We start from the raw sequence: 13,080 nt of genomic DNA on the forward strand, positions 1-13,080 counted from the left end.
CCCGCGTGAACCGTATGAGGGCCGGTCGCCGATAGACGGTTCGTGAGACTGTTCCGCCCCATGGGGGCCGATCGAGACACGGGAGACGCGACGCTTCTGCGCGCCGTCGCCCAGGGGGACACCGACGCGCTCGCCGCGCTGTACGACCGGCACGCCGGGTGGCTGCACGCGCGGCTGAGCCGGCGGTGCGGGGATCCGGAGGCGGTGGGCGAGGTGCTGCAGGACACGTTCCTGGCGGTGTGGCGCTCGGCCGCCGCGCACCGGGGCGGGGAGGTCGGCGGCTGGCTGTGGACGATCGCGGCACGCCGCCTGGTCGACGCGGGGCGGGCGCAGGCACGGGCCGCGCGGGTCGAACCGCCGGTTGTCGGGGTGGCGCCATCCGCCGAGGACGACGTGCTCGCCGGGCTCCAGTACGGGGACGTGGGCACGGCCCTCGACCGCATCTCGCCCGAACTGCGGGCGGTGCTGCGTGCCACCGTCGTCGACGGACTGACCACGCGGGAGGCGGCGCGGGTGCTCGGCATACCAGAAGGCACGGTCAAGACGCGGGCACTACGGGCCCGCCGTGAACTGCGGGCCGCGTTGGCCGCGTTGGAGCCGCTGGGGGGTACGTCATGACCGCATGGCATGTGAGCGAGCAGGCGGCCCAGCGGTACGCCGCGGGCTCCCTGCTCGAGCCGGACTGCTGGTCCGTGGAACGCCACGTGGAGGCGTGCGAAGTGTGCGCCGCACGGGTGTCCGGGGCGGTGACGGTCGGCGCCGGGGGCGTGGCGGTCGCGGCGGTGCGGGAACTGGTGCTGGGCGCGGTGCGCTTCCAAGCCCCTGCGGCGTTTGAGCAGGCCTTTCAAACCCCGCCGGCGATTGAGGCGCGGGGCCCGGGGCGGAGCCCCGTGACGTGGGGACGGGGGGCCTGGTGGGCGGTCGGGCGCGCCGTACGCGGAGCGTGGCTCGTCGCGCTCTTCGCCGTCGCGGCAGGCGCCCTCGCGCTCGCGCACGGGGCGCACTTCACGGGAGCGCTGCCACTGCTTCTCACCTGCGCACCCATCGTCCCGGTGGCAGGCGTCGCCGCCTCGTACGGCCGGCACACCGACCCGCTCCACGAGATCGCCGCGTCGACACCCCGCGGCGGGCTGCCACTGCTGCTCGCACGGACCGGCACCGTACTGGCCGTGGCCTTTCCCGTGCTGGCGGTGACGGGTCTGCTGCTGCCGAGCCCAACAGGCGTAGGCCCCGGCCCCGCCGCCTGGCTGCTGCCGGGCCTCGCGCTGACCCTGGCCACGCTCGCCCTCGGCGGATACGTCGGCGTACGTGCCGCCACCGCGGTGATCGGCGGCGGCTGGCTGGTGGCGGTGGCCGTACCCGCGGCCGGAGCAGGACCCCAGCAGCTTTCGTCACAGCTGTCCGAATCCCTCGCGCTCTACTTCAACGGCCCCGCCGCCCAGTCGGGTTGGGCCGCCGCACTCGTCCTGTGCGCCGCCCTCATCACCGTACGCAGAGCCTCGTACGACCTCATGGAGACGCCGTGACCGAGACGACTGGCGCGGCGCGGGTGACAGGGCTGACCGTCCGGCACCGCAGGACCACCGCTCTCGACTCCGTCGACCTGGATTTCGGCACCGGCGTGCACGGCCTGCTCGGACCCAACGGCGCAGGCAAGACCTCCCTGATCCGCGTCCTGGCGACGGTGGCCCGGCCGAGCGCCGGCCGGGTGGAACTGCTCGGGTCGGACCTGAGAGCGTCCCACGCCCGACGGGTTGCCCGCCGTCAACTCGGCTATCTTCCACAGGACTTCGGCTACTACCCGAACTTCACCGTGCGCGAGTTCGTGGCCTACGTGGCGTGGCTGAAGGAGATGCCCAGGGACACCGTCCCGGCGGCGGTCGAACGCGCCGTGCGCCGCGTGGGCCTCGCGGACCGCGTCGACGCGAAGGTCAAGACGCTGTCCGGGGGCATGGTGCGCCGCGTCGGTATCGCACAGGCCATCGTCAACGCGCCCCGGTTGCTCCTCCTCGACGAGCCGACGGCCGGTCTCGACCCCGAACAGCGCGTCGAATTCCGTTCGCTGCTAAGAGAGTTGGGTGAGGAGTCCACCGTCGTGGTGTCGACACACCTGGTGGAGGACGTCGCCGCCGCCTGCACGGACGTGACGCTCATCGAGCGCGGACGGGTCGCCTACCGTGGCACACCGCAGTCGCTCGCCGCACTCGGTCGCGACGGCGACGGGAACGCCATCGAACGCGGCTACACCACGGCGCTGCGCGCGCACCGCGCCGCCGCGACGCGCGGAGGCCGGGCATGACCATGCTCCTCGACCGTCCGGCCGCTGACACCCCGATGCGCCCTCACCGCACACCACATCCGTTCCGTGCGGAGTCGCTGCGCGGCGTCGTCCCCTGGTCCGGCCTCGCACTGGTCCTCGCACTCGCCTGGGCGCTGGCCGCCAAGGCGGCGGAGTGGCAGGGGAGTTGGGCGGAGACCACGCGTGCGCTGAGCCTGGTCGGCGTCCTGCTCGGCGGTCCGCTCTCCCTCGCCGCGGGCTGCTGGCAGGGCGGGCGGGAACGGCGGCGGCGCACCGACGAACTGCGAGCCTGCGCGGCCCGGCCCGCCCTCGCCCAGTTCCTGACCTCGGCTCTGCCCACGGCCCTGTGGATCGTGGCCGCCTATGCCGTCACGGTCGCGGCGGCCCTGCTGGCCTGCGCGCCCTACGCCTCGCCGGGCGGCCTCGTGCCGACCGCGTTCCTCGGCACCGCCGCCGTACTGATGTCCTGCACACTGATCGGCCACGTGGCAGGTGCCCGTGTGCCGTGGCGGCTCACGGCCCCCGTGCTCGCGCTGGCGGGTTACGGCACGTTCGGCGCGTTCATCACCGCGGCGGGGCCGGTCCGTCTTCTGGGCCCGGCCCCGGGCTACTCCCCCGACCACGAAGTGCTCGCCTGGTGGCACCCGTTGCTCACGGCCGGCTGGTTCCTCGGCCTCGCGCTGGCCGTCACGGCGGCCCACGCGGCGCGCCGCCGCTGGACGACGCTGGTCCCACTCGCCGTTGCCCTGTCCACCGCGCTCGTACTGTCCGGGACGAGCGACACCATGGCGCAGCGCGACCCGCGCGCCGGGCACCAGGTCTGCACGAGGACGACCACGCCGCAGATCTGCGTCAACGCCACCCGTTCCGCGCTACTGCCGGAGGTGACCCGGGCGCTGTCTAACCTCACCGGCCGCCTGAAGGACGTACGGAACCTCCCCGTGCGCTTCGAGGACCTGCACCGCAGACCACACGCCGACGAGACAGCGCTGCCCATGCTCACTCCGTTCGGCTGGACCGTGGTGCGCGGGAGGATCGCCGACCCGGATCACTACGCGTGGGAGGCGGCGGTCACGTTGGTGGAGGGGTCCGACTGCGCGAACGCGACGACGGGGCGCGTCAGGACCGTGGACGACGCCGTGGTGCGGTGGCTCGCTCCTACGGACGGCCAGGAGTCGATGCGCAAGAAATCACTGAAAGACGCACGCGCGGAGCGCGACCGTGCCGAACTGCGACGCCTCAAGGCCGAACAGCGGACCTACGACCACCTGCGGTCGATGACCACAGCCGAGCGCCACGCCTGGCTGACCAGCTACTTCGAGCCCGCCGACCGCTGTGCGCGTACAGCGAGCGAGGTACCGGCCCTGTGACCGCACTGGCCCTCTACGCCCGTTCGCGGGGGCTGCCAACCGCCCTCACGGCCTTCGCCGCGGCCACCCTCTTCACCCTATGGGCAGCGACCCGCCCCGATACCTACGTCGACCCGCAGAGGCGCATCCCGCTCCTCGCGCTGGCGCCCTTGCTCGCCTCGGCCTCGATCGGCGTGAGCCTGCACCAGTACGCACAGGAGCTGGACCGCACCGCTGCCCGCCCCTGGTGGCCGACGCGCCTCGCCCACCTGCTCGCCCTCACCGCCGTCGCCGCGACGACCCTCGCCCTGGCCGTGCCCGGCCACGTACAGGAGTTCGGCGCGGCGGCGATGGTCCGCAACGTCCTGGGTGCCACGGGTATCACGGCGATCGCCGCGGTGCTGTTGGGCGCCCGGCTCAGCTGGCTGCCGCCCATGCTCTACTTCGGCTCGGTCTACCTGTCGTACTCGGCACCCGGCATGCGAACCGCCACGGCGTGGACCTGGTCGATGCAACCGGGCCCGCAGCGGGGCGCGTGGGCGGTGGCGCTGGCCGCGTTCACGGTGGGCACGATGCTGTACGTGGCTGTGGGCGCACGCAGGGAGCGATGAAGGTCACCTCAGCGCATCGATGAAGCGGGCCCAACTGGTCGGGGCGATAAGGACTATGGAGCCGTCGGCGTCCTTCGAGTCGCGGACCGCCACGGTCCGGGGGACGTTGCGGGCGACCTCGACGCAATCGGCCTGGGCATTGCTGTAAGTGGACTTGCGGAACCGGAATTCGGTCACAGGTCACGCCTCCTTGCGTAGCGAGTTGATGAGCTCGAGGGATTCGCGCGCGGACAGGCTCATCCGGGCGGTGCGGTCGAAGTGGTCGCCGTACCTGGCGCCGGTCTCGATGTCCTCGACCCACCCCATACCAGTGACGGTGTCCGACTGGACCACGTCCAACGACCCCGCCTCAGCGAAGGAAAGAACGCTGAACGCCCCTGTGACGCAGGGGTGGGCGCCGGCCCGGAACGGCAGCACCTGAATGGTGACGTTGGGCAGCTCCCCGACATCCAGGAGGTGGTCCAACTGGGCCCGCATGGTCGAGGGTCCGCCCACCTGCTGGCGAAGGGCGGCCTCCCAGACCACGCCGAACCAGGTCAGCGGACGCTCGCCGTACAGGCGCTTCTGCCGCTGCCGCTTCACATCGACCGCGTGCTCGACGAAGTCGGGAGTTTCCCAGGGGCCCGTATTCACAGCCAAGGACCTGGTGTACGCGGGGATTTGAAGCAGCCCGGGGACAAGGGAGAGCTGCCAGTTCCGTACCCGCGTCGCCGCGTCCTCCATGGCGATGTACTCGGCGAATTCGCCCGCTGCCACGTGGCGCCACCAGCCCTGCGCCTTGCGGCGTTCCCGGTCCAGTCCGGCCAACTCGGACAGCTTGGCGACCGTCTTGCGATCGGCCGCGCCGTAGAACTCGCACAACATGTGGATGTCCGGGTCACGCATTGGGACCCAGCCCCGCTCCATCTTCACGATCTTCGATTGGGTCGCGTTGATCGTCACGGCTGCCTGCTGCTGCGTCTTGCCCGAGGCGTCACGAAGGCGCAGGAGTTCCCCACCGAGTCGCCGCCCCAAGACAGTTGAGGCTCGATTACCGAGTTGAGCTGGTCGCTTCACGGAGTCCATGGTGCCCTTCGGGCCACCTCCCGTCGACGACCGTCACTCGCTGGGGATTAAATTCCCCAAGCTTCTTGCGTGCCGAGAATAAGGGCCGCTACTGTCCGTATCCATCAAGCCACCCGGCGCAGCCAGTTGGCGGAAGTGCACCGCCCTGCCCACCCGCAGTCGCGGCACAGCCACCGTCAACTCCCCGACCGCACAAGGAGGTGCGCGTCATGGCCGAACCCGAGTCCGAACCCAAAGGCGCCGTCCGCCACACCGACACCCTCGACTACACGCCCGTGGCCCGCAGCGTCCCGCTCGCCCGCCGCCGCACCGCCCGCCTCGTGGCCGAGTGGGGGCACCGGAGCCTGGCCGGGGACACGGCCCTCGTCGTGTCGGAGCTGCTCACGAACGCCCTCCTCCACGGCAGCCTCCGCGCCCGCCTGATCCGCGTACACCTCCACACCACCGACACCGTGCTCCGCGTAGAAGTGAGCGACCCACGCGGCGAACGACTGCCATGCCCGCGACCGGCCGATTGCGAGGACCAGTTCGGGCGCGGGCTGCTTCTGGTGTCGGCGCTGGCGAACCGCTGGGGCTGGGAACCCAGGAGCGTTGGGAAGACCGTCTACGCGGAATGGGACACCTGCGCCACAGGCGCCTCGTCCGAAGCGTCTTCGCTCGTCGACGAGAGGGCGTGACGGGAGCGCTAGCGTGGGCCCGTGTCACAGAGATGCTCGGCGAGCGGAAGGGGCGGCCGATGACCACGCCGTACGCGCACGAGGAGAGACCCCTCATTCCCGCTCCCGAGCTGACGCTGCCGGCATTGCGGCAGGCCGTGGCCACCGTTGTGCCGTCCCGACTGCCCGAGTTCTTCCAGGACCTGCAGAAGGCGTTCGTACGGGCAGGCGACGAGGACAGCGTCGTACCGATCCGGATGTTCTATCGGCGGTGGGGCGTGATCGTCGAGATCGAGCGGTATCCGGAGACCGCGCGCAGTCTGCACGCCGCGGAGCGGGCGGTGGACAGCCCGGCCCCCGAGGCGCGGGAGCAGGCCGTCCAAGAGGCCGGCGACATCGTGCGAGCCGCGCATCGACAGGTGGCCGGTGGCTGACACCTCGAGGCACGCGGCCGATTGACGGTCGACCGCCTCACCGACATCCGCGGCGAACGCAACGGGGGTGCAGGAGACCCGGCCCCCGCCCCCGCCCACACAGGCCCCCGCCTACTTCGCCAGGTTCGTCGGCTGGATCGGCGACGCCGCCAGCGACTGCGGAGACGTGGCGGAGGCGTAGGCCGATGGGGCCGATACCGCTGCCGACGGGTCGGCCGGGGAGTCGTCGGGCTGGGGCGGGGCGCCGCCGACGATGCGGATGCCCGCCTCGTCGAAGGCCCGCTTGATGCGCCAGCGCAGCTCGCGCGAAATGGTGAGGGACTTGCCGGGCATGGTCTTGGCGGAGACGCCGACCACCATGGAGTCGAGCAGCACGCTGTCCAGGCCGAGCACCTCGACCGGGCCCCACAGCATCTCGTTCCACGGCTCGGCCTTGCCCATGGTCTCGGCGACCTCGGTCAGCGTCGCCCTGACCTTGTCGAGGTCCTCGTCGGCGCGCACGGTGACGTCGACGGCCGCGGTCGACCAGCCCTGCGAGAGGTTGCCGATCCGCTTGACCTCGCCGTTGCGCACGTACCAGATCTCGCCCTCGGCGCCCCGCAGCTTCGTCACGCGCAGGCCGACCTCGATGACCTCGCCGGAGGCGACACCCGCGTCGATCGTGTCCCCGACGCCGTACTGGTCCTCAAGGATCATGAAGACACCGGAGAGGAAGTCGGTGACCAGGTTGCGCGCGCCGAAACCGATCGCCACACCGGCCACACCCGCGGAAGCGAGCAGCGGCGCGAGGTTGATCTTGAAGGCGCCGAGCACCATGAGGGCGGCGGTGCCCAGGATCAGGAACGAGGCGACCGAGCGCAGCACGCTGCCGATCGCCTCTGAACGCTGGCGGCGCCGCTCGGTGTTCACAAGAAGTCCACCGAGTGCGGACGTGGCACCGGCCTCGCTCCTGCGGTTCATCCGCTCGACGAACTTGGTGATGCTGCGGCGTATCACGGCGCGCAGCACGAAGGCGATGACGATGATCAGCAGGACCCGCAGGCCCACGCTCAGCCACGTGGACCAGTTCTGCTCGACCCAGCCGGCGGCCTGTCCGGCCTGCTCCTGGGCGTCCTTGAGGGTGGGTTTCGCGGGGTCGGACGAGGCATCGCTCGCCCCCGTGGCCGACAGGACGGACAAGATCACGGCAGGTACCTCCAGGCGTAGCCATCTGCCCGCCTCGCGGCGATGCTCGGGGACAGGAGCGGGCAGACCCACCACACTAACGGGGCATTGTGTGTGGATCGTCGTCATGTTCGAGGGAGAGACAGTGCTCACGTCCGCCCGCTGGGGGAATGAGGGACGTGTGGTCGAAAACACTCCCAGCCCGTTACGTGGACATGGTGGCGCCATGACCAGCGGTGAGGGGAGACTGGCTGGGAGATCGTCCCGGCGCGAGCCACGCGCCGCCGGCGTACAAGGAGGCATCCGTGCCGCATGTCCTGGTCCTCAACGCGTCGTACGAGCCGCTCGGCGTCGTACCGCTCCGCCGCGCGCTCGTACTCGTCCTCGAGAACAAGGCCACATGCCTCGAGGAGTCCGGCGCCTTTATGCACAGCGCAACACGCACCGTCGCCGCCCCCAGCGTGGTCCGGCTCAAGCGTTTCATCCGGGTTCCCTACCGGGGGCCCGTTCCTCTGACCCGACGCGCACTGTTCGCCCGTGACGGCGGCCGGTGCATGTACTGCGGTGGCGTCGCAACCAGCGTCGACCACGTGATCCCGCGCAGCCGCGGGGGTCAGCACGCCTGGGAGAACGTGGTGGCGTCGTGCCGCCGCTGCAATCACACCAAGGCCGACCGCCACCTGGTGGAGATCGGCTGGCGCCTGCGCCACGCGCCGGCTCCGCCGTCCGGTCTGGCCTGGCGCATCATCGGGACCGGGCATAGGGATCCGCGCTGGTTGCCCTACCTGCAACCATTCGGCGCGGACGAGGCCCTGGCCCGGATCGAAGGCGTTTCAGCCTGATCGTCGATCCGGGTTTCTTGCGTTTCAGAGGCGTTCCGGAAGCACTTCAGGGGCGGTTCAGAGGTGCTTCACAAGTACTTCAGGGCGCTTCATGGGCGGAGGTCGCACAACGCGGCCTCCGCCTCACCTATTGACCGCACCCGCACCAGCCCCTTACGTTCCTCGCACCCAGATAGGAAAGTTTCCTAACAGTACTCAGTACGAGGAGGTGGGCCCCCGCGATGGCCGCAACCCCTGGCGCCCCCGGCACCCCCAGCGTCCTGCGCGCCATGAACGACCGCGCAGCGCTCGACCTCCTCGTCGCCCACGGCCCGCTCACCCGCACCCGGATCGGCGAGCTGACCGGCCTCTCCAAGCCGACGACCTCCCAACTGCTCGGCCGCCTCGAAACCGCCGGACTCGTGCGGACCACCGGCAGCCAGACCGGCCGCCCGGGACCGAACGCCGTCCTGTACGAGATCGAGCCGGGCGCGGGCCACGTCGCCGCCCTCTCCGCCGACCCGACCGGCATCACCGCCGTCGTCGCCGACATCACCGGCGCCGAACGCGGCCGCCGCCGCATCGAGGCCGACGCCGTCAGCGAGGACGTGCGGCACCGCACCGCCCAACTCGTCGCCGAGGCCACCGACGGGGCGCTCGCCCAGGCAGGGCTCGGGCACGGCGACCTGACCGCCACCGTCATCGGCACCCCCGGCGCCATCGACCCGCACACCGGACAGCTCCGCTACGCCCCGCACCTGCCGGGCTGGCACTCCCGCACCCTGCGCGACGACCTCGCCAAGGTGCTCGGCACCCCCGTCTCCATCGAGAACGACGTCAACCTCGCCGCGGTCGCCGAGCAGTACGAAGGCGCCGCGCAGGACCACGACGACTTCGTGCTCGCCTACGTCGACGAGGGCGTGGGCGCCGCGATCGTGCTCGGCGGGACGCTGTTGCGCGGGGCGACCGGCGGCGCGGGCGAGATCGGCTACATGCCGCTGCCGGGGGCTCCCCTGGCGCGCGGCGGGTCCGACGCCGTGGCCCGCGCGGACGGGGGCGGCGGGCTGCAGAGCCTCGTCGCCGCCGCCGCGATCCGCGAACTCGCCGGTGGCGTCAAGGACTTGGGTGAAGCACTCGGCACGCAGGGCGTCCTCGACGAGGTCGCCCGGCGGATCGCCACGGGCATCGCCGCCGTCGTCGCCGTCGTCGACCCCGAGCTCGTCGTACTGTCCGGTCAGGTCGCCCGGGCCGGCGGCGACGCCCTGCGCGAGCGGGTCGAGGAACAGCTCACCGGACTCGCCCTGCCCCGCCCCCAGTTGCGCACCAGCGACCTGGCAGGCGACCCCATCCTCACCGGCGCCCTGCGCACCGCCCTCACCCAGGCCCGCGACACCGTCTTCGACACCAGCACCTCCGCGTAACACCCTCTCCCAGCCCAACTCCCGTACACGTAAAGGACGTTCGCCATGCCGCGATGGCGCATACCCCTGCGCGCGCCCGTAGGGCTCGCCGCGGCCGGACTGCTGCTCGCCGGCTGCGCCAATCCGAGTACCGGCAGCGCCGCCGACGACCCGACCAAGCCCGTCACGCTGAAGTTCTGGCACGGCTGGTCGGCGCCCGGCGAGGTGAAGGCGATCAACGACTCGATCGCCCGCTTCGAGAAGCTGCACCCGAACATCAAGGTGCAGGCCACCGGCAACGTCTCGGATGCCACCACCAATCAGGCCCTGCGGGCCGGTGGCGACGAGGCCCCCGATGTCGTCTCCTCCTTCACCACGAACAACGTCGGCCAGTACTGCGACTCCGGTATGTGGGTCGACCTCGATCCGTTCATGAAGAAGACCGGCCTGAAGAAGGAGAAGGTCTTCCCCAAGTCCCTTCTCGATTACACCGGTTACCGCGGGAACCAGTGCGCCCTGCCGCTGCTCGCGGACGCCTTCGGCATGTACTACAACAAGGACGCCTTCAAGAAGGCGGGCATCGAGCGGCCGCCGCGGACCATGTCCGAGTTCGTCGCCGACTCCAAGAAGCTCACCGTCAAGGACGGCTCCTCGTACAAGCGCGTCGGCTTCATGCCGAACTTCCGGCTCTACCAGAACAGCCCGGACCGGCTGTTCGCCCAGTGGGGCCCCAAGTACTTCGATGGAGACGGGAATTCGCGGCTCGCCGAGGATCCCGCCACGTACGACTTCTTCAAGACGGCGCGGAAACTCGTCGACGCGCAGGGCGGTTACAAGGCGCTGGAGAGGTTCCGGACCTCGTTCGGCGACGAGATGTCCAACCAGAATGCCTTTCTGAGCGGAAAGCTCGCCATGCATCTCGACGGTGAGTGGCGCGGGCTGATGCTGAACGACGCGAAGGCCAAGTTCGACTGGGGCGTCGCTCCGATGCCCGTCCCCGACGACCAGGCCGAGACGTACGGGCGCGGCTATCTGACCGGCACCGTCGCCGGCATCGCGCACAGCAGCAAGCATCAGAACGCGGCCTGGGAGCTGGTGAAATTCCTGACCGCCGACACCGATCAGGTCGTGAAGTTCGCCAACGCGATCCACAACGTGCCGTCGACGAACGCCGCCCTCAAGTCGCCGAAGCTGGACGCCGATCCGACGTTCCGCGCCTTCGTCGACATCGCGCAGAACAAGGACAGCCAGGTCATGCCGCCCTCCACGAACGGCGGCATGTACATCGTGCAGCTTCAGGACTTCAGTTACGGCGAGGAGGCCGGCGAGGTCCACGACCTGAAGGGCGGCCTGCGGCGCCTCGACAAACTCATCGACGCCGACACCCTGCAGTCGCAGAACTGAGGAACGGGACATTCTCGTATGGCACTCACCCTTTCCAGGCCTGCCCGCCGCAGACTGCGCACCCTGGGATTTCTCTCCCCCTGGCTGATCGGATTCAGCGCCTTCTTCGCCTATCCGCTGCTCGCCACCGTCTATTTCTCGTTCATGCACTACAACCAGATCAAGGCGCCCACTTTCGTGGGGCTGCGGAACTGGGTGTACGTGTTCCGGGACATGCCCCTGTTCGGGCCCGCCCTGTGGAACACGGTGTGGCTCGTCGTGGTGATGGTGGCGCTGCGCGTGGTGTTCGGGCTCTCGCTCGGGCTGCTCGTCACGAAGATAAAGAGCGGGGTCGGGTTCTTCAGGACCGCCTTCTATCTGCCGTATCTCGCGCCGCCCGTCGCCGCGACCGTCGCCTTCGTCTTTCTGCTCAACCCCGGCTCAGGGCCGGTCAACGAGATCCTCGCCAAGGTCGGCATAGACGGGCCCAACTGGTTCAACGACCCCACCTGGGCCAAGCCCTCGCTCGTCCTGCTCTCACTGTGGGGCATCGGCGACCTCATGGTCATCTTCATGGCCGCGCTGCTCGACGTACCGAAGGAGCAGTACGAGGCCGCCGAGTTGGACGGCGCGGGGCCGCTGACCAAGTTCCGCTACGTGACGTGGCCCTCGATCACCCCGATCGTCATGTTCGCCGTGGTGACGGGCGTCGTGCAGACCATGCAGTACTACACGCAGGCCCTCGTCGCCGGAAAGATCGCCTCGGGCGTCTCCATCGGCCCCGGCAGCGTCATCCAGCCGGGATACCCGGACCACTCGACGCTCACCGTCCCGCAGCTCGTCTACTCGATGGGCTTCCAGAACTTCAACACCGGCGCGGCGTGCGTGCTCTCGCTCGTCCTGTTCGCCATTGCCATGGCCGTGACCTCGCTGCTCATGCGCAAGCGCTCGGGTCTGCTCGCGGCGGAGGACTGATCGACATGACGACTACGACACTGAGCCCCGGCGCCACGCACACGGACGCCGAGCCCGTGCACGCCGACGGGCCCGCGGGCCGGCGCGCCCGCCGGCAGCGGGTCCTGCACTGGATCGCCGTGCACAGCATCGCGATCGCGGTCGCGCTGCTCTTCGTCCTCCCCTTCGTGTTCGTCTTCCTGACGTCCGTAATGAGCGACGGGCAGGCGATGAGCGGCGACCTGTGGCCGGACTCCTGGCACTGGGAGAACTACAAGGCGGTCCTCCAGACGGACGGCTTCCTCGACTGGTGGAAGAACTCGCTGGTGTACGCGGGCCTCGGCACGCTGTTCACCGTGTGCTCGGCGATACCCGTCGCGTACGCGCTCGCCAAGTTCCGCTTCCGCGGGCGGCGCACGGCGATGCTCCTCGTCATCTCGACGATGATGCTGCCGCCGCAGGTCATCGTGATCCCCATGTACCTGGTGTGGGCGCAGCAGTTCCACCTGTCCGGGACGCTGTGGCCGCTGATCATCCCGATGGCGTTCGGCGACGCGTACTCGATCTTCCTCCTCCGTCAGTTCCTGCTGACGATCCCGAAGGAGTACATCGAGTCGGCGAAGGTCGACGGCTGCGGCGAACTGCGCACGCTGCTGAAGGTCGTGGTGCCGATGGCCAAGCCGGGCATCGCCGCGGTCGCCCTCTTCCAGTTCTTCTACTGCTGGAACGACTACTTCGGGCCGCAGATCTACGCGGCCCAGAACCCGGCTTCCTGGACGCTGAGTTACGGCCTTGAGTCCTTCAAGTCCGCGCACAGCGTCAACTGGAACCTGACGATGGCGGCCACGCTCCTGGTGATGGCGCCGGTCTGCCTCGTCTTCTTCTTCGCACAGAAGGCCTTCGTCGAAGGCGTCACTCTCACCGGAGTAAAGGGCTAAGGGATT

Annotated in this window: 15 protein-coding genes; 12 read left to right on the forward strand and 3 right to left on the reverse strand. The window is 70.0% G+C overall.

Going from position 1 to position 13,080, the window contains the following annotated elements:
• The first annotated feature begins 60 nt into the window (after positions 1-60).
• The 5 genes from ABT004_RS22410 to ABT004_RS22430 are packed head-to-tail and all read left to right on the forward strand — an operon-like array spanning position 61 to position 4,259.
• Positions 61-618, forward strand: a complete 558-nt coding sequence (locus tag ABT004_RS22410) for an RNA polymerase sigma factor (protein WP_351339656.1) — start codon at positions 61-63, stop codon at positions 616-618.
• Complete coding sequence (locus tag ABT004_RS22415; protein WP_351339659.1) at positions 615-1,526, forward strand: zf-HC2 domain-containing protein; 912 nt, start codon at positions 615-617, stop codon at positions 1,524-1,526. Before ABT004_RS22410 ends, ABT004_RS22415 begins: the two co-directional genes overlap by 4 nt.
• Entirely contained in the window at positions 1,523-2,299 is a 777-nt protein-coding gene (locus tag ABT004_RS22420; RefSeq protein WP_451192224.1) for an ABC transporter ATP-binding protein, read from the forward strand. Before ABT004_RS22415 ends, ABT004_RS22420 begins: the two co-directional genes overlap by 4 nt.
• A complete protein-coding gene (locus ABT004_RS22425; protein ID WP_351339661.1) occupies positions 2,296-3,669 on the forward strand; it encodes a hypothetical protein in 1,374 nt (457 codons plus the stop codon). Before ABT004_RS22420 ends, ABT004_RS22425 begins: the two co-directional genes overlap by 4 nt.
• On the forward strand, positions 3,666-4,259 hold the full coding sequence (locus ABT004_RS22430; protein WP_351339663.1) for a hypothetical protein: 594 nt from the start codon (positions 3,666-3,668) through the stop codon (positions 4,257-4,259). The genes ABT004_RS22425 and ABT004_RS22430 overlap by 4 nt, the downstream gene beginning before the upstream one ends.
• A 3-nt stretch (positions 4,260-4,262) precedes the next feature.
• On the opposite strand, the gene ABT004_RS22435 is transcribed toward ABT004_RS22430, so the two are convergent.
• Positions 4,263-4,436: a DUF397 domain-containing protein gene (locus tag ABT004_RS22435; protein ID WP_351339666.1), complete on the reverse strand. Its 174-nt coding sequence runs from the start codon at positions 4,434-4,436 to the stop codon at positions 4,263-4,265.
• Between the two features lie 3 nt (positions 4,437-4,439).
• On the reverse strand, positions 4,440-5,273 hold the full coding sequence (locus tag ABT004_RS22440) for a helix-turn-helix domain-containing protein (protein WP_351339668.1): 834 nt from the start codon (positions 5,271-5,273) through the stop codon (positions 4,440-4,442).
• Between the two features lie 260 nt (positions 5,274-5,533).
• Between ABT004_RS22440 and ABT004_RS22445 the strand changes: the two genes are divergently transcribed.
• Both ABT004_RS22445 and ABT004_RS22450 read left to right on the forward strand, forming a co-directional pair.
• Complete coding sequence (locus tag ABT004_RS22445; RefSeq protein WP_351339671.1) at positions 5,534-6,001, forward strand: ATP-binding protein; 468 nt, start codon at positions 5,534-5,536, stop codon at positions 5,999-6,001.
• A gap of 59 nt (positions 6,002-6,060) precedes the next feature.
• Positions 6,061-6,414, forward strand: coding sequence for a hypothetical protein (locus ABT004_RS22450; RefSeq protein WP_351339674.1), 354 nt, complete (start codon positions 6,061-6,063; stop codon positions 6,412-6,414).
• Positions 6,415-6,525: 111 nt separating this feature from the next.
• Here ABT004_RS22450 and ABT004_RS22455 read toward each other — a convergent pair whose 3' ends face one another.
• Positions 6,526-7,599 carry a mechanosensitive ion channel family protein gene (locus ABT004_RS22455; protein WP_351339677.1) on the reverse strand — a complete coding sequence of 358 codons (1,074 nt, stop codon included), beginning with the start codon at positions 7,597-7,599 and terminating at the stop codon, positions 6,526-6,528.
• Between the two features lie 284 nt (positions 7,600-7,883).
• Between ABT004_RS22455 and ABT004_RS22460 the strand changes: the two genes are divergently transcribed.
• The 5 genes from ABT004_RS22460 to ABT004_RS22480 all read left to right on the forward strand — a co-directional run bounded on the left by ABT004_RS22460 (position 7,884) and on the right by ABT004_RS22480 (position 13,074).
• Entirely contained in the window at positions 7,884-8,420 is a 537-nt protein-coding gene (locus tag ABT004_RS22460) for an HNH endonuclease (protein ID WP_351339679.1), read from the forward strand.
• 221 nt (positions 8,421-8,641) lie between these two features.
• On the forward strand, positions 8,642-9,820 hold the full coding sequence (locus tag ABT004_RS22465) for an ROK family transcriptional regulator (protein ID WP_351339682.1): 1,179 nt from the start codon (positions 8,642-8,644) through the stop codon (positions 9,818-9,820).
• A 45-nt stretch (positions 9,821-9,865) separates the two neighbouring features.
• Positions 9,866-11,203, forward strand: coding sequence for an ABC transporter substrate-binding protein (locus ABT004_RS22470; protein WP_351339685.1), 1,338 nt, complete (start codon positions 9,866-9,868; stop codon positions 11,201-11,203).
• Between the two features lie 18 nt (positions 11,204-11,221).
• Positions 11,222-12,157 (forward strand): carbohydrate ABC transporter permease, encoded by a 936-nt coding sequence (locus ABT004_RS22475; protein ID WP_351339688.1) that lies wholly within the window; start codon positions 11,222-11,224, stop codon positions 12,155-12,157.
• A gap of 5 nt (positions 12,158-12,162) precedes the next feature.
• Positions 12,163-13,074 (forward strand): carbohydrate ABC transporter permease, encoded by a 912-nt coding sequence (locus ABT004_RS22480; protein WP_351339691.1) that lies wholly within the window; start codon positions 12,163-12,165, stop codon positions 13,072-13,074.
• Positions 13,075-13,080 lie beyond the last annotated feature (6 nt).

This window comes from Streptomyces sp. NPDC002790, assembly GCF_040295505.1.
In the GTDB taxonomy this organism is placed as follows: Bacteria; Actinomycetota; Actinomycetes; order Streptomycetales; family Streptomycetaceae; genus Streptomyces.

Coding starts and splice junctions, on each gene's coding strand:
- ABT004_RS22415 (WP_351339659.1), top strand. CDS start 615: ATGACCGCATGGCATGTGAGCGAGCAGGCGGCCCAGCGGTACGCCGCG.
- ABT004_RS22425 (WP_351339661.1), top strand. CDS start 2,296: ATGACCATGCTCCTCGACCGTCCGGCCGCTGACACCCCGATGCGCCCT.
- ABT004_RS22465 (WP_351339682.1), top strand. CDS start 8,642: ATGGCCGCAACCCCTGGCGCCCCCGGCACCCCCAGCGTCCTGCGCGCC.
- ABT004_RS22470 (WP_351339685.1), top strand. CDS start 9,866: ATGCCGCGATGGCGCATACCCCTGCGCGCGCCCGTAGGGCTCGCCGCG.
- ABT004_RS22480 (WP_351339691.1), top strand. CDS start 12,163: ATGACGACTACGACACTGAGCCCCGGCGCCACGCACACGGACGCCGAG.
- ABT004_RS22475 (WP_351339688.1), top strand. CDS start 11,222: ATGGCACTCACCCTTTCCAGGCCTGCCCGCCGCAGACTGCGCACCCTG.
- ABT004_RS22450 (WP_351339674.1), top strand. CDS start 6,061: ATGACCACGCCGTACGCGCACGAGGAGAGACCCCTCATTCCCGCTCCC.
- ABT004_RS22445 (WP_351339671.1), top strand. CDS start 5,534: ATGGCCGAACCCGAGTCCGAACCCAAAGGCGCCGTCCGCCACACCGAC.
- ABT004_RS22410 (WP_351339656.1), top strand. CDS start 61: ATGGGGGCCGATCGAGACACGGGAGACGCGACGCTTCTGCGCGCCGTC.